Below are 17,600 nucleotides of genomic sequence, written 5' to 3'. Positions count from 1 at the left end.
TTCTATCTCCCCTCTAAAATACTTGTAATTTTCTCACTTATATATTCAACTTGTGGAGATAGCATCAAATTATTATGATTTCCCTTAATAGGATAAATAGATACTTTTCCATTCGTTCTTTTTTTCCAAGATTCGACATCTACTAAATCATGAGAGGAATGCAAATCCCTTTCTTCACAATTTAACAAGGTTAGGTTTGATTGTATTGGTTCACTAAATTCATATTGGTCGCTTGCCATATTATTTGCTGCCATTACTTTTATAATTCGTTTTGCATCCTCTAGTTCTGCATTTTTTGGAAGTATCCCTCTCTCCTTTGCTGCTTCCAATACAATGTGATACTTTTCATTCTCATTTTTTTCATAAAATTCTTGAGGTTGGACTCCTAAACTATACGCCCAGACCGCTAACGAATCTTCACGTTCCACTCTTTTCGTAGATTGATCAAATGGATGTGCATCTATTAAACCAATAAATGAAACTTCTTCTCCTTTCTCCTCTAACAATCTAGCTATTTCTATAGCAACTGTTCCTCCCATAGACCACCCTGCTAAACGATACGGTCCTTTAGATTGAATTTTCAGTATACAATTCATGTAGAGCTTCGCCATCGAAACAATGCTTTTCAACGGTTCTCTGTTTGTTTCATATCCTCGTGATTGTATACCAAATATTCTCATATCATTGGCCATACATTTTGCTAATAGCACATAGCATAATGCACCACCACCACCCGGGTGAATAAGGAATAATGGAGCTTCTGAAGAACTTCCCTCTTTCAGAGGGAATATAAGAGCTTCATCATCGGGTGCATCTTTTATTTTTATATATTCAGATAACCCTTTTATTGTTTTGTGTTCAAATAAACAAGACAGTGGTAATTGAAGTCCTAATTTTTTTCGAATCGCCCCTATAACCTCAATAGCTTTTATACTGTGACCACCTAAGTCAAAAAAGTCATCATTTATTCCTATAGAACTTAAACTTAGTATCTCCTCCCAAATTGCTATCAATTGCTGTTCTAATACGTTTCTAGGTAGCGTTTTTTTCTGACTAATTAAATCATTTCTTCCAAACGGTAATTTTTTTTGATCAATTTTCCCATTTAACGTAATAGGAATTTCATTAATCCAACATATTACTTGTGGAATCATATAATGAGGTAACGTATTCTTAAGTCTATCCTTTACTTCATTTACCGATATATTTGTTCCCTCCGCTTGTATGATAAATGCAAATATTTTTTTCTCTCCGCCAGCCCCTTTTGCCATCACAACTGCGTTTTCAATCTCTGGTTGCTTTAATATCTGGCTCTTGATTTCATCTAATTCAATTCGAAATCCCCTTATCTTAACTTGAGAATCTCTCCTTGCAATAAAAATGAATTGCCCATTTGTTAACTGTTTAACTAGATCGCCAGTCCTATAATACAAATTAGTATTTCCGTTAATGTTAATAGAAATAAAACTTGATTCATTCAATTTATTTTCTTTTAGGTATCCTGGTGTTACACCTTTTCCACCTATTAGAAGTTCACCTATCCCCCCCCTAGGTACAGGCTGCAGATCAGCATTTAGAACAAGTAACTGATATCCGGGTAGTGGCAAACCAATAGGTGCAGAATTTTGATCACAGTTAGGTTCACTTATCCAATATGTGGAGGCCACTGTTGCTTCCGTTGGACCATACAGATTGATAAATGAAACTGTATGATCCATCTTTTCATGGAATAAGTTAACCAATTGATTACTAAGCGCTTCTCCACCTGTAAATACATAACGAAGTTTATTCTTTTCAGTGAATGAAGGAAAACTTAGTAATTTCTCTATTAGGCTATGAAACAATTGTGCTCTTGTCACAGATTCATTAATTATTAAATCAGCCAGATACTCAATATCAAATTGTTTATCGGGATGGGTAAGGATTAACGTACTTCCACCCAATAATGCGGAAAATATTTCTGTTACTGATGCATCAAAGCTATACGTAATATTCTGTAAAATCCTCTCGTTATCACACATAGGGAATACCTGGAGCATACCTCTAATATGATTAAGTAAAGAGGAATGTGTAATACCTATTCCTTTTGGCCTTCCTGTTGATCCAGAAGTATAGATAACATAAGCTAACTGTTCCTTTGGATCCTGATACGGAACCCATTTAATTCCTTCTTTACTTCCATTTGTAAAGATTGCCTCCGAATGAAGAAACGTTACATTTACTAGCCCTTCTAATTCTATATCCTCCGTTATTACTAACTTAGTTCCGGAATCTCCTACAATAAATTTCATTCTTTCTTTAGGTAAAGCTGGATCAATTGGGAGATAGGCACAACCACATTTTAAAATACCTATTATTGTAGCTATTTGCTCTGGAGATCTCTTAAGACATATACCAATTATATCCCCAGATTGAACTCCTTGTTTTTGTAGCTCATTTGCAACTTGATTAGCTCGTTCATTCAATTCTCTATATGAAAGAGAGTATTGTGTACCTTTTATCGCTATCCTATCCCCATAATTACCCATTACCTTTTCGAACAAATGATGTACAAATTCATTCCCCTCTACTTTCCTGCTCTCTTCAATTACCAATGCACTATTCTCTTCTTTTGATAACATATTTATTGTGGAAATAGGCTCATCTGGTGATTCAAGGACTGTTTGAATACAAGATACATAGTTTTTAAAAATATTATCAATTGTTTCCCTATCAAAAAGATCAGTACTGTATTCAAACTCTCCAGTCATGTCATTACCTTCACAAGAAATATATAAAACTAAATCAAATTTTGAAGTACCGGTATTAATTTTTTCATGCTCTATTAATAATTGATGAGATAGCTTCTCTTGCTTACTTTCATGCAATGTGAAAAGCACCTGAAATATAGGGTGATAACTGTTATCACGTATAGGACTTACCTCTTGTACAATTTGTTCAAACGGCACCTCACTATTCTCATGAGCCTGAAGAAAGGATTCAACTGTATCCTTTAATAACATGCGAAAACTTTTATTAGATTGAATAACAGTTCTAATCGGTAAGGTGTTAACAAAAAAGCCTATTAATTCTTGTAATTGTTTATCATTTCTATGTGTAATAGGAGTTCCTACTACAATATCCTTTTGGCTTGAATATCTATATAACAACACATTTAGAACTGTTAGAAAAAACGTGTAATACGTGGTATTATTTGCTCTACAAAACCCCCGAATATCCTCAGACAAATTTTCAGGAAACTTAAATTTATAATTATCACCTTGATAAGAAGGTTGCTTAGGTCTAGGTCTATCTACTGGAAGATCTAAAATTGAAGGCGCATTTTCTAGATACCTCCTCCAAAAACCCATACTTTCTTCTAAATCCATCCCTTTAAAACTCTTCTTTTGCCAGACTGCATAATCTGCATACTGTAAAGGCAACTCTTCTAAATCCATATCTAGTCCTTTTTCGAAGTATGGATAGATTTTCAATATTTCCTTTTCTAATATATTAATAGACCATGCATCAAATATACTATGGTGTACATTAACAAAGAGATAATGATATTCTTCCTCTAATTGAATAAGCTTGAATTTTATTAGAGGTCCTTTTTCTAAATCGAATATTTCTGATGCAAGCTGCTTCAAGTATGGATCTAAAGGAGATTCCATCTTCTGATTAATTACTTTTAAATTAAATTCTGGAACATCTATTAAAATTTTTTGTAATATTTCTCCATCTCGTTCATAGAAAGTTGTGCGTAAGATTTCATGACGATTAATAATTGTTTGAAGCGTTTGTTCTAGTGCTTTTTTATTAAGTTCCCCCTTTATCTTAAAAATAAAGGGGATACCATAAGTAGTACTATTCGGAAAAAATTGTTCAAAAAACCACATTCGAGTTTGCCCATAGGAAGCGGGAAGCATGTATGCTTCCTTTTCGACTACCATTTTACTCATTTCATTCACTTCCTTCATTATTCTTTAATCCTATGTTTAACCCTCTCAACCCTCATAATTGCTATGTTTTTTTTCTTTTCGCTATTAAGCAAATAAGTCGCTAGCTCTTGAATGGTTGGATTTTCAAAAACTGTTCTTAAACTAATATCATAATTTAAACGCTCACGAATACTAGAAATCATTTTTACAATTAACAAAGAGTGTCCTCCTAATTCGAAGAAATTGTCTATATACTTAATATTTTTATTAATCAATAATTCTGACCAAATAGCCAAAAGCTCTTTCTCTAGAGGATGTGGAGTTCTTTCATTAAGCACCGTATCTCTCTCAACTACACATTTTATCAATTGCGACCGATCTATTTTCCCATTTTTAGTAACAGGAACTTTATCAATTTTGATAAAATGGCTAGGAATCATAGCTAATGGTAGCTCTCTCATTAACTCTCTACGCAATAAATTAAAATCGGCTTTATCTTTATCCTTAAATACTATATACGCATGGAGCCTTGTTTCCTGAGACTCTTGAACATCTAACACAATACATTGTTTTATATTTTTTTGTTTAAGGATTACAGCCATTATTTCATCTTTATTAATACGGACACCTCTTATTTTAATTTGTCCATCATTGCGTCCAATAATTTCAATTCCACCATCCAAACAAAATCTTCCCATATCACCTGTGCGATACAATTTGTCACCTGACAGTTTCGTAAAAGGATTTTCAAAAAATGCCTCCATTTTTTTATTAATATACCCTTTCGTACAATACGGTGTCCGAACGACAATTTCACCTGGTTCTCCAATCCCACAAAGTTTCCCTTTTTCATTTAAAATCAACAGCTGCGCTTGCTCAATTGGACGTCCAATCGGAATTACATCAAATGCTAATTCTTGTGTAATCTCAAAAAAGCATTTTGCAAGAGTTGTCTCCGTTTGCCCATAAAAATTACTGATTTGTGCACCCGTTACCTGCTGCCAATCCTGTACTAAATTCTTTTGCAATCGCTCTCCAGCAAAGAAAATATGACGCAAATCTTTTAGATATTCCTCTTTGGTTGAATGATCTAACCAAATTCTTGAAAGAGACGGAACTGCATGCAGTACTGTTATATTTTTTCTTTGTAACCATCCAAGAATATTCGCCTCATCCTCTATCGGGATAACAAGAGTTGCTCCACTTGTTAAAGGCAAAAATATATCTCTTAAATATACATCAAAAGCTACATGTGTTAATTGAGCGGCACGATCCTTCGAAGTTATTTGAAATTGTTTTCTTTGCCATTCTAAAAATTGCGCTAAACCATTATGCGTACCTAATATTCCCTTTGGTTCACCGGTCGTCCCTGATGTAAAGAAAATATATGCTTCTTCACTTGAAATTTCAGAAGGAATATTCATTTTCTGTTCTTTTATAGAGAAAGGTATTCTATCCGTTCTAAGTACCAATATTCCAAGCTTCTTAACAATTTCCTCATGTTCCATCGACATTGATTCAGTTGCTAAAATGCATTTCACTTTTGCTAACTCTAACATTTGCTTCATTCTCCGCTCGGGTACCTGATGATCAATGTTAAGAAAAATAGCATTTGCCCGAAGAACTCCTAAAATAGAGGTAATCATTTCAAAACTTCTTTTTCCATATACAGCTACCACTGTTCCAGCCTCTACACCCTTACTTACAAGTGTTTTTGTAATTTGGAAAGTTCTATGTTGTAAGTGGCCGTATGTATATTGACTATCCCCCTCTTCAACAGCTATATGATATGGCATCTTTAAAGCCCATTCCTCAATACTATCAGTAACATTCTCAAACTTTTCTTCCTTCAGTTTCTCTGTTGGATCTGGCAACACTTTTGTAGCATGGTGAGTAATCAAGGAAAACTCACTCAATGGACTTACCGAAATTTGTAATGTCTGTTCAAGAAGATAAATATACTGATTCAGTAACTCCTCCATTCTCTCATTGGAGAATCTATCATTTTGGAACGCTAAACTGATATTAAAATCTTCTAAAGTCTCTTCAATATAAAGTGTCATAAAGAATTTTGATTCAATGGAATCCACAAGAACTTCTTTCGCCTTCAAATCCCCTAATTTATATATTTTCTCTTCTTCAAAATTTCTATAATTTATTAAAACATCAAATAATGGATTTCTATTTAAGTTCCGATCTGGTTGAATTTCCTCAACAATTCTCTCAAATGAAACATCTTGATTCTCAAAGGCTTCCATAACATTCTTCTTTGTTTGCTGTAATAATTCCAAGTATGTTACCTCATCCTTAATATCCGTTTTCAGTGGTAACGTATTTAAATAAAGACCAACTGAATTTGAGAGTTCTTCTAATTTCCGATTTATAACTGGAGTTCCTACAATTACTTCCTTTTGCCCCGATACCTTACTCAATAACATATTAAATACAGTCAAAAAGCACATAAATGATGTTACCTTTTGTTCTTTACTAAATGACCTAATTCTCTTTGAAGTTTTTTTGTCAAGCACTTTATGAATTGTATAATTACCCTGCTTATAATTATTTACTTTTCTATCTTTTGGTAATTGCAGCAAAGGAATTGGACCCCTAAATTTTTCCTTCCAGTATAAAACCTGCTTTTTATAATTCAATTCTTGACTCTGCTGTCTTTGCCACACAGCATAATCGGGATATTGAATAGGCGCTTCCATTAACAAATCTAATTTACCCATATACAGCTGAAGAAGTTCTTCTTTTAAAACTGTTAGTGACCATCCATCACAAATGATATGGTGAAATACTAAAATTAATGTATCCTCTGTAACACCTCTCACTAATACACCCCTCACTAGAGGCCCGTGTGATAAATTAAAAGGTTTTTGCAGTTCTTCTTGAATAATCCCTTGTGAATTATTTCCTTTAAAATGTTTTATTTGCAAGGGAATGTTACCTTTAGATAATACTTTTTGATAAGGAATACCCTCTTCTTCAATAAATATAGTTCTCAAAGATTCATGTCTAGATATAAGTTGATTAATACAATTATTTAACCTTTTCTCATCTATTAACCCACTAAAATTTAATACAAGAGGCATATTGTATTTAGTATCATCATTTAATTGATTTAAAAACCATATTCGCTTTTGAGCGTCTGACAAAGGAATGTTTTTATTTCGATCAATCTTATCAATAAATTTTTCAATCGCAACTTCCCCTTTTCCCTCTTGAATATTATTACTGATTCCTTCTATTGTAGGATTCTCAAATAATAACTTAACCTGCATATTAGTTTGAAACTCTTTATTAATGTCCGCTGTAATTTGTACAGCAAGTAGCGAATGCCCTCCAAGTTCAAAGAAGTTGTCCTGAATACCAATACGTTCTACTCCTAATCTTCTATTCCAAATTGACACCAATTTTTTCTCAACGTGAGTTCTTGGCATTACATATTGAGAGTTGATTATTAAATGTTCTTGTAAAGGATCTGGGAGTTTATTTCGTTCAATTTTTCCATTTGCATTAAGTGGAAAATTTTCCATCTCTATATAGTAGCTTGGCACCATATAATCCGGTAGAACTTGTTGTAACTCTCGCTTTATAATCCAGGAATCCTGATTCCCCTGTTCACTTGTGTAATATGCAACTAAATGTTCAATATCATCATCCGTCTTCCTTACTACTGCTTCCTTTATCCCCTTCAACATTCTCAAGTTATTTTCAATTTCACCAAGTTCAACCCGCATCCCTCTTAATTTGATTTGATTATCCTCTCGACCAACGAACATAATATTTCCATCAGGTTGCAAATATCCTCTATCTCCTGTTCGATACATAGACTCTCCTGGATAAAAAGGATCTGAAATAAAGGCCTCCGCTGTTCTTTCGGGATTATTCAAATATCCTCTTGCTAAACCTATGCCTGCAATGTATAAATCACCAATAGTTCCACAAGGAACAGGTCTCAAATAGCAGTCAAGTACATAAACACGATTATTATCAATTGGTTGACCTACTGATACAACCTCTGGCAATTGATCATAAACTGGCTGACAATCAAAACAAGTAGAATCAATAGATACCTCTGTTGCGCCCCATGAATTAAATAGACTCCCTGGCATTTTTTCATAGAAAGTATTAACAAGCTCCGTCTTTAAAGCCTCACCGCTTGAAACAACTACTCTTAAATTAGATAACAATTTTTTTTGTTCTGGTTTAATCAACTCCAAAACCATTTCCAACATACTCGGAACAAATTGTAATACTGAAGTCTTATAATGAATCGCATAGTTTATTATGCTATTAGGGTCTTTATGAGCACCCTTAGGAATGAGTGCAATAGTTCCACCGACCATCAACGGCCAAAAGAATTCTACTGCAGCATCGTCAAATGTCAAAGTAGTCTTTTGTAAAACGACCTCTTTCTCATTTAAACGATGCTTATTTTGCATCCAATTCATTCTATTTACCCAACCCTTATGTGTACTACTAACTCCTTTTGGCTTCCCTGTAGACCCCGATGTATAGTAAACTGATACAAGGTTATCTGTCTTTAACGCAACTGGTGGCTTATCACCCGGATAACAGTTAAATTTCTCTTCTTCTAAAGAAAATTCTACGTATTCGATATCCTTGCGTTGTAAAGTAACTTCTGAATTCTGCGTCAAACATAATGATGTAGAAGCATCATTGAGTATAGAATACACACGGTTTTCCGGAAGTTCCGTATCAATTGGAAGATATGCTCCACCCGCTTTTAGAATTCCTAATATTGCTACAACGAGTTCTAAAGATCGATCAATTCTTAACCCAACTGGTTTATCTGGAGCAATCCCTTTATCGATAAGAAAATGTGCCAATTTATTAGATTTTTCATCTAACTCCCTATATGTTAGTTGTTGCCCTTCATACTTTACTGCAATATATTCAGGTGTACGACTTACTTGTTGCTCAAAAAGTTCATGCAAACAAACATCTGGAAAATTGTTCTGATCTGGATTTAACCCTTTTATTAAAAATTCTTCTTCCTGTTTAGTAAGTAACGCAAGCTCCTCTACAGGTAGATTAAAATTATTGACTACGGCAGATAGTATATTTAAAAAGACATTTGTAAAACATTCGATTGCTTCCTCACTGAAGACAGCAGTTCTATATTCCCATTTCCCGTAATAACCATCACTGTCCCTCTCAATAAATAAAGTTAAATCAAATTTAGCTGTTCCATTATGAATAGGTACTGGATTACTAATATCTAAATTATGAATGTCCACTGATGATACAGGAAATTCCTGAAAAGCAAACATATATTGAAATAATGGCATTTGATTTATAGACCGTTGAGGCTGAATCTCTTCTACAACCTTTTCAAACGGCACATTACTATTAGAAAATGCTTCGATTGATGATTTTCTAACACCTTTTAATACATCTTCAAATGACATACCTTCTTCAATTGTATCGCGAATAACTAATGTATTAACAAAGAAGCCTATTAACTCCTCTAATTTCGAATGATTACGACCAGCGACAGGTGTTCCTACAGCCAATTCATTCTCAGATGAAAGACGATATAAGAAAATTTTATATATAGAAAGCATGGCCATGAATAATGTACTGCCCTGCCTCTTACAAAATCTATCCAATTGACCTATTAATTGATTTGATAGTTTAAACACCTTTATATTCCCTTTATGATTATCAAATGGGACTTTCTTCTGATCTGCAGTTAACTGAACAATAGGTACCTCAGCGGATAACTTCTCCTTCCAATAGGCCAACTGTTTTTTGTATAACCCACTATTTTCCGATCTATTCTGCCATTTTACATAATCAATATATTGAATTCCCTCTTCTTCCCTAATAGCTTTCGATTTACATATTTTTTTGTAATTTTCCAATATTTTATCCCTTAACAAGTTATGCGACCATCCATCTGAGATAATATGATGCATATTGAAATATAAAATATAACGATTTTCATTAATTTTAAATAATTTGAAACGATATAATGCCTCTGTCTCAAGATTAAAAGGGATACTAGCATCCTCTTGCATTTCTTTCATTGCTTCTTTCTTTCCGTTCTCTTCTCCATATAGAGAAAAGTCACTAATATCCAAAATAAGCTCCTTATGAGGGTTAATTTTCTGATATGGTACACCTTCCCTTGAAAAAAAGTTACTCCTTAAAATCGATTGATGCTCTATTATCTGATTTAAACTTTTTTCCAAACTTGAAACATGTAAATCTCCCTCAATCTCCATATAATTAGGTAAACTATATAAAGAACTTAAACCTTCTAGCTCATTAATAAACCACAATCTTTTTTGTGAATATGACAGGTCCATCTGAATATTAGATGAAGTATTCGCAACTAATTCTATATGCTCTGAATCGAATTTTCCCCCTTCAATAAATTCACTAATCTTACGAACTGTTTGATATTCAAATACATGTTGTAAATTTATAGAAACATTTAATTCTTCCTTTACCCGCGCCACAAATCTTGCAGCAAATAAAGAATTCCCTCCTATATTAATAAATGCTTCATTAAGACCTACCTGCTCTAAGTTAAGAAATTCCATCCACAAATTAGCTATATATTTTTCTGTATCAGTTACAGGCTTTTCACTTTCTTCAATAACTCTTAGAATTTTTGGATTCGGTAGCTGACTTCTATTTATTTTTCCATTTAAAGATAAGGGTAGGGTTTCTAGTTTCACAAAAAATGAAGGAACCATATATTCAGGAAGTAAATTCCCAATCTCTATTCTCGTCGCCTCTTCATCCCAATTCTCCCCTTTAACTAGTGTTATATAGGCTGTTAAATATGTATGATCCTTTTCATAAAATGCAGATACAATACACTGTTTAATATGAGGGAAACTTTCAATAACGGATTCAATTTCTCCCAATTCAACTCTTATACCACGAATTTTAACTTGGAAATCACTTCTTCCTACATACTCGATTACACCATCTCGACGAAATCTACAAATATCACCTGTTCTATATAACCTTTCTCCATCTTTAAATGGATTTCCAACAAATTTTTCCTCTGTCAATTTAGGATTTTTATAGTATCCTCTCGCAACACCTATTCCACCAATATATAGCTCACCATTAACCCCTGCTTCTTCAATGGGTTTCTGATTTTCATCTAGTATATAAAGTTGTATATTACTAATGGGGTTTCCAATTGGTACTACATTCGCAACTTCTTGTCCATTGCATTTCCAATAAGAAACATCAATAGCTGCTTCAGTTGGTCCATATAGATTATAAAGCTCTACTTTTTCCATTTTTCCAAAGAACATTTTTTCCATTGACTTAGGTAGCGCTTCTCCACTACAGATTACCCTCTTTAAAGATGTTTTTTCTTGTTTTGAACAAGCATCTAAAAAGATTTGTAACATAGAGGGTACAAAATGAACCGTTGTAATTTGATATTCCTCAATTACTTTCAAAAGGTATTTTGGATCTTTATGCTTATCTGGCTTTGCCATTACTAGGGTTGCCCCAGAAAGCAACGGCCAAAAGAATTCCCATACCGAAACATCAAAACTATATGGAGTTTTTTGTAAAACACGATCCATTTCTCCTAAATTAAATTCTTGCTGCATCCATTGAAGACGATTATTTAGAGCTGCATGTGTATTCATTACACCTTTAGGCTTACCAGTCGAACCAGATGTATAAATAATATACATTAGATTTTCTGATTTAACTGGTACATTAGGATTAACTTTAGCTTCAACTTCTAATTCTTTACATGCATCCAAATAAATACATTTTTCTTGATCGAGAGATGATATAAACAATCCATTTTTATCTTTTGTCGAGATAATAAATGCTGGACTAGAATTACCAAGCATATAATCCAATCTTTGCTTCGGGTACGATGGATCCAAAGGTACATACGCACCACCAGCCTTTAAAATTCCTAATAATGTAACTACTAAGTCTATAGAACGTTCCATGCAAACCCCAACCGGGTCTTCTATTTCTAAACCTTTTCGAATTAAAAGGTTCGCTAATTGATTTGCTCTTTCATTTAGTTGTTTATAAGAAAGCTTTTTCCCTTCAAACATAACTGCTATTTTGTCAGCTGTTAATTCAACCTGTTTTTCTATTAACTCATGGATACATAAATCCATATTTAAAAATCTTTCCAGGTTATCCTCTCTATACCCCTTCTTCATTTTACCCATTTCCCTCCTTTAGTTTATTTATTATATTTTTTTGCAACAAGGCAAGTGTTATGTCCACCAAATCCAAATGAATTGCTCATTACCGCACTAACCTTTTGTACTTGTGCCACATTAGGTACATAGTTCAAATCCATTCCCTCATCCTGTTCCTTATAATTAATCGTGGGAGGAACAACATGCTCTTTTAAAGCTAAAATACTTGCAATTAGCTCTACTGCTCCAGCACCTCCAAGCAGATGACCAGTCATAGATTTGATAGAACTAACTGGAATTGATTTAGCCTTTTCCCCCATCATTTTTTTTATTGCCATTGTTTCACAATAATCATTAAGTCTAGTACTTGTTCCATGAGCATTGATATAGTCTAAATCATTTGGCATCAAACCAGCTTCTTTTAAAGCCAATTTCATTGCCATGAACATGCCTTTACCATCTGGTGTAGTGATATGATAGGCGTCCGTTGTCGCTCCATATCCAGATAATTCAGCTAGTATATTTGCCCCTCTTTCCCTTGCAAATTCTTCTGATTCTAGAACTAAAACCCCACCACCTGTACCAATTACAAAACCATCTCTATTTTTATCAAAAGGTCGGCTTGCTTCTTGAGGAGAATTGTTCCTAGTAGAAAGCACCCTTATTTTAGAAAAAGAAGCTACATCAATCTGAGTAAAATCCCCTTCTACTCCCCCAACAATCATGATATCTGCCTCGTCATGCTGTATAGCACGCATTCCTTCACCAATACAATTAGCTGCAGTTGCACAAGCAGTTACAAATGCTCCACTCTTTGCCTTTGCGCCTATACGAATAGCAATTTCATTCGATAAACTGTTAATTAAAATTCCAGAGGCTACATAAGCACTTATAGCTCTAGGTCCTTTTTCCAAAAGTTTCTTGTGATTATTCAGGAGCATATTCATGCCACCTGCTCCTGAACCTACCATAGTTCCAATTCGGTATGGATCAATTTTATCTATATTTAATTTAGCTTCCTCAATCGCCTGCCTTGCGGCCACTATTCCATATTGTGTAAATTTATCCATACGATTGATTTCCTTAGAGTTAAAATAAATGTTAGGATCAAATCCTTTCACCTCAGCACCTATTTTAGTTATATAACCTTCTGTATCAAAAGAACTTATATAACCTACTCCACTTACACCCTGCAGCAAATTATCCCAAAAAGATTTCACATCATTCCCAATAGGTGTAACAACTCCCATACCAGTTACCACTACACGTCTTTTCACAGCAATCTCCTTTTACTTTCAAATTTACTATTATTCTACAAATTTATAGATATAACTACATCCGTATTTTCCGCAACCTTAAAAAATAAAAAACTATAAATAGCAGACTCTAACATAAATTAAACATTCCCCTATAAATCTTGGCGCCATAGTAAAATTTCAGAAGCATATAAGGCAGCCCTCACACAAAGAGGACTACCTTAATTATGTTCATATTTACCTCGACTTCTTATACTAAAAAAAGAATAGACTATAACCATAAAAGGTTATTCCGACATACAATTCTAATTTTCCAGAAAAAACAAACCAATAATAAATAATTAATATAAATTAATTTAACATTTTTATACCTTCTACTTATCAAAAATACAACTCGTTCAATTCTACTTACTTATTGCACTTGCTCCTTCTATTTGATTAATAATTCCTTCAAGAAAAGGAGCATATTTGTCTTTATCAAAACGAGATTCTAAATGTTCTTCTAAATGATTTTCTTTAATATCCTCTTCTATCTTCACATGAATAACAGGGTGAATATGAACACTTTCGGCAGCATCTCCTGGAACACGCGGTATATTCAAAACATCATGAAATTCATGAATATCACCATATTCAAGGGTTACAAACACAAGTGACTCCCCTTCTTTCACTTTCATCTCTTTGAATTCATATGATGTACGATGCCCCAGATTATTCCACTCATCATTCTTTTTTCTTAATAAAAGACCCACTAAAGCTGGTTGAAGCCAAAGCTCCCCTGAATTATTTAATTCATCCAAAATCAAATCCACTACACAGCCTTCCACAGAATTAGCTTCTCTCTCCACCATTCCTAACTTTTCAGCTATGTGGTGAGCAAGAATCTTTGAATTATAACGGAAGCCATGAATAAAGCCACTTGTAGATGTACTTTTATAATCTAAACCATGTGTTTGCGCCCCCGCAAAGTATAAATTTTTAACTTCAGTAGATTCAAACACTCCTGTAATAGAAGGAAATTTATTGTGAATGATATTAATATCAAAATCGTGAATAAGCAACTCCACATTTGCTTCAAAACCAGTTGCAGCAATAATTTCATTAAAAAACAGCGTCTCAACCTCTCCTTTGGCATGTACGTATGCTACAGTAACTTCAAACCCGCTCTCAACTTTCTCAATATTCTCAATTTTACAATCAAGAAGAGCCGCCTGATGTTTTAATTGATAATTCTCTGCAATAATAGAGTTAACAGCCCGTAGATTGCCAACATAATGTGTTTGATAAGCTAATTTAGCTGGCGTAGGACTGGCTAACATAATAACATTTGCTTCATTTAAGATGTCTAACGCACTTTCACTCCCACTATTCCCTTTTCCAATGATCATTACTCTTTTATCTCGGTAATATTCTTTCGGTTTCATGTCTTCATACATCGTGACCATTTCAATACCTTTAATCTTGGGCTTACTTGGTTTTAGTCCTGTCGCTACAACCACTATCCGTCCTAAAAACACTCCTTTTGTTGTTTCCACTTCAAATAAATCGTCTTCGTTCTTTTTTGTCCCTATCCATTTCGTACTATATTGAACTGGTAACTCATACTTACATACTAGATCACCTAACATTTGAACAACACTTTCTCGACGTGGATAAAAATCCTTACTATAATTACGCATTAGAATATCTTTATCTTTTGTAACTAAGCTATTCCAATCAAATCTCTCTGCATACCGACTCTTGTAAGGCTTTCCTGAATATAATTTATTATTACTAATTAAATTACCATGGACCGGGAATTTACTAAATGAATGTCCCACCTCATGAGAAGCCTCAAGAATTACCATGTTAGGCTCTTTTCCCTGTTCCCTACATAATTCTTTATAAGTTAATGCTAATTGTATACCACCAGGTCCTCCACCAATAATTATTACATCATGAATAAATTTCTCCATTTCTAAATCCCCCTATATGTTTTGAAATAAATTTTAAATAGCAACAAACAAGTAAAAAATCAACTAACTCTCAATTCTTTATTTTTCACTTTCACTTTTTTCTTTAATGAAAAAGAAAGATTATATACTGGCATCGCCAGGGCTGTTGTAATAATAGCCATCCAGACCAGCAAAGAAAATAATTCCTGAGAAATTATTCCATAAGCAAGTCCTACATTTAAAACAATCAATTCCATTAATCCTCTTGCATTCATAAGGGAACCGATGGCAGAAGATTCTCTCCATCCAAACCCCATTCTTTTCATTACTAAAAGACAAGCGAAATATTTACTAGCAACAGCAATTGACAAGATAGCAAGAAAGGCGACAAAAAGAGAGTAATTTAAAGTTGCAAAACTTGTATTAATTCCAGAATAAGTAAAGAAAATAGGAACTAGAAATACTACAACTATATCCTCTAATTTAGAACGAAGCTCTCTTTGGAAATTGGGATTTTTCGGCATAACAAGCCCCAACATAAAACCACCAAATACTGAATATACCCCGATGTAGTCCGTTACAGCCGCAGCACTTAATACAAGAGCAATGATAACTCCTAAATGACCTTGTGATAAATTCCCTCTTTCTTCAACAAGGTTTCCAAACTTATTCATTAACGGTTTAATAACAGTTAACAATACTAGCATAAAAACTAGCGCCCCTCCTGCAGCAATCAAGCCACCTCTAACTGAATTAGTCGTCACTAAAGCAGTTACAATAGCCAATGCAATCCAACCAAGTGCATCAATAATGCTAGCAGCTAACAAGGTAATGTTAGCAATTTTTGAATTCATTAGTTTTCTCTCTTGAAAAATTCTAGCTAACATTGGAAATGCCGTCATAGAAATAGCAATCGCGAGAAACAAACTAAAATGTAGCCAGTTACTTTCCTTGGAAAATTGATTGTGTAATAATAGGGCCAGAAAAATACCAGATACAAAAGGAGTAATAAACCCAGCTGATGCTAAAGCAACTGAATTTTTATAAAAACGCTTGTCAAATTCTCCAAAGTTAAGCTCCGTCCCAACTAAAAACATATAAAGAGCTAGACCTAGATTACTAAGCATATACAATACCATTTTAATGTCAGCTGAGAATAGCACTGCATGTAAATCTGGTACAAGGGCTCCAAACAAAGTCGGTCCTAATAAAACTCCCGCTATCATCTCCCCTAAAACACGTGGCTGACCAACACGCAAACATAAATATCCTATAAACCGCGATACTGCAATAATTATTACTAGTACAACAAGTAGTGTTACAAACAAATGTAAATCCTTCAAATATTAAATCCTCCTTTATTCTTATGTACTTACTCAACAAAATTGTAATATTTCTCAACATTCTACACATCCGTATAAAGCGCAAGAAATCCATAACTGTATTGACTCCTATATATTTTTTCAATACGTTAAAAGAAAACAATCTTAAAAGGAGAGATAAAATGATTATACTTAATGATTACTTGAAAAATGTTCCAGTTTTATCCAAAACTAATGCTCATATTTGGTTATTGGAATTGGATAAATCTTCCTATACGTTAAATAGTATCCTTTCAGAAGATGAAAAAATCCGAGCAAACCAATTTATAAATCAAAAGTCCAAACAGACTTTTATTGCTTGTCGTGGTATTTTACGTACTTTATTAGGTATATACCTTAAGATAGACCCACAAGAAATTAAACTAGAATATAATTCATATGGTAAGCCGTACGTATCTTCTTTACAAAACTATCAAGATATAAATTTTAGTCTCTCACACTCTCAAGATATTGCCGCTTTCTCTTTCTCTCAATATCAAACTATCGGTATTGATATTGAGAATATAAATTCTGATTTCAATCCTAACGAACTTAGTCCCCATATTATGACTAATACAGAATTAAAAAATTTTCATAAACTCAGCCAATCAGAAAAAGTCCATGCATTTTATCATCTTTGGACTCAAAAAGAAGCCATTGTTAAAGCAAAAGGAACCGGTTTTCAAAAAGCCCCAAATAAAATTTCAGGTTATTTAACACCAGACATTAATTTGAATAATTTTCATATTGAAGATTGGAGACTCAATAGCTTTATTGTTAAAAATAATTACTCCACATGTATTTGCACAAAAAACAACATATTTTTTCACCCTATTCAACTCCCGACTATTGCATCTTTATATTCAGCTCCCCAAAAATAAAAATAATTTTCATTTTTTTTTGACATCTTCTATTTACTTAGTATATACTCGGTATACACTTAGTATATACT

The 17,600-nt window shown here is 33.6% G+C and carries 6 protein-coding genes; 1 reads left to right on the top strand and 5 read right to left on the bottom strand.

All coding sequences use genetic code 11. The features are described 5' to 3' along the window. Window positions 1-2 precede the first annotated feature (2 nt). The 5 genes from ACTFSI_RS18935 to ACTFSI_RS18915 all read right to left on the bottom strand — a co-directional run bounded on the left by ACTFSI_RS18935 (window position 3) and on the right by ACTFSI_RS18915 (window position 16,630). The gene (locus tag ACTFSI_RS18935) at window positions 3-3,941 is read right to left on the bottom strand and encodes a non-ribosomal peptide synthetase (RefSeq protein ID WP_167495094.1); all 3,939 of its coding nucleotides are present in this window, start codon (window positions 3,939-3,941) and stop codon (window positions 3-5) included. Window positions 3,942-3,958: 17 nt separating this feature from the next. Next, entirely contained in the window at window positions 3,959-12,124 is an 8,166-nt protein-coding gene (locus ACTFSI_RS18930) for a non-ribosomal peptide synthetase (protein ID WP_014481793.1), read from the bottom strand. Window positions 12,125-12,138: 14 nt separating this feature from the next. After that, window positions 12,139-13,374 carry a beta-ketoacyl-ACP synthase II gene (gene fabF, locus ACTFSI_RS18925; protein ID WP_000830327.1) on the bottom strand — a complete coding sequence of 412 codons (1,236 nt, stop codon included), beginning with the start codon at window positions 13,372-13,374 and terminating at the stop codon, window positions 12,139-12,141. A 383-nt stretch (window positions 13,375-13,757) separates the two neighbouring features. Further along, entirely contained in the window at window positions 13,758-15,308 is a 1,551-nt protein-coding gene (locus ACTFSI_RS18920; RefSeq protein ID WP_000410416.1) for an NAD(P)-binding domain-containing protein, read from the bottom strand. 59 nt (window positions 15,309-15,367) lie between these two features. Next, the gene (locus tag ACTFSI_RS18915; protein ID WP_014481794.1) at window positions 15,368-16,630 is read right to left on the bottom strand and encodes a cation:proton antiporter domain-containing protein; all 1,263 of its coding nucleotides are present in this window, start codon (window positions 16,628-16,630) and stop codon (window positions 15,368-15,370) included. A gap of 161 nt (window positions 16,631-16,791) precedes the next feature. On the opposite strand from ACTFSI_RS18915, the gene ACTFSI_RS18910 reads away from it, so the two are divergent. Then, a complete protein-coding gene (locus ACTFSI_RS18910; protein WP_000584784.1) occupies window positions 16,792-17,529 on the top strand; it encodes a 4'-phosphopantetheinyl transferase family protein in 738 nt (245 codons plus the stop codon). The last annotated feature ends 71 nt before the right edge of the window (window positions 17,530-17,600 follow it).

It is taken from the genome of Bacillus cereus group sp. MYBK101-2, assembly GCF_051918845.1.
Lineage (GTDB): Bacteria > Bacillota > Bacilli > Bacillales > Bacillaceae_G > Bacillus_A > Bacillus_A paranthracis.
Note: the sequence above shows the minus strand (reverse complement) of the source record. Positions and strands in the feature narration are given on the sequence as shown.

What these genes read in the sequence shown, in the direction of transcription:
- ACTFSI_RS18935 (WP_167495094.1), bottom strand. Translation starts at nt 3,941, where the DNA reads ATGAGTAAAATGGTAGTCGAAAAGGAAGCATACATGCTTCCCGCTTCC.
- ACTFSI_RS18930 (WP_014481793.1), bottom strand. Translation starts at nt 12,124, where the DNA reads ATGGGTAAAATGAAGAAGGGGTATAGAGAGGATAACCTGGAAAGATTT.
- ACTFSI_RS18920 (WP_000410416.1), bottom strand. Translation starts at nt 15,308, where the DNA reads ATGGAGAAATTTATTCATGATGTAATAATTATTGGTGGAGGACCTGGT.
- ACTFSI_RS18910 (WP_000584784.1), top strand. Translation starts at nt 16,792, where the DNA reads ATGATTATACTTAATGATTACTTGAAAAATGTTCCAGTTTTATCCAAA.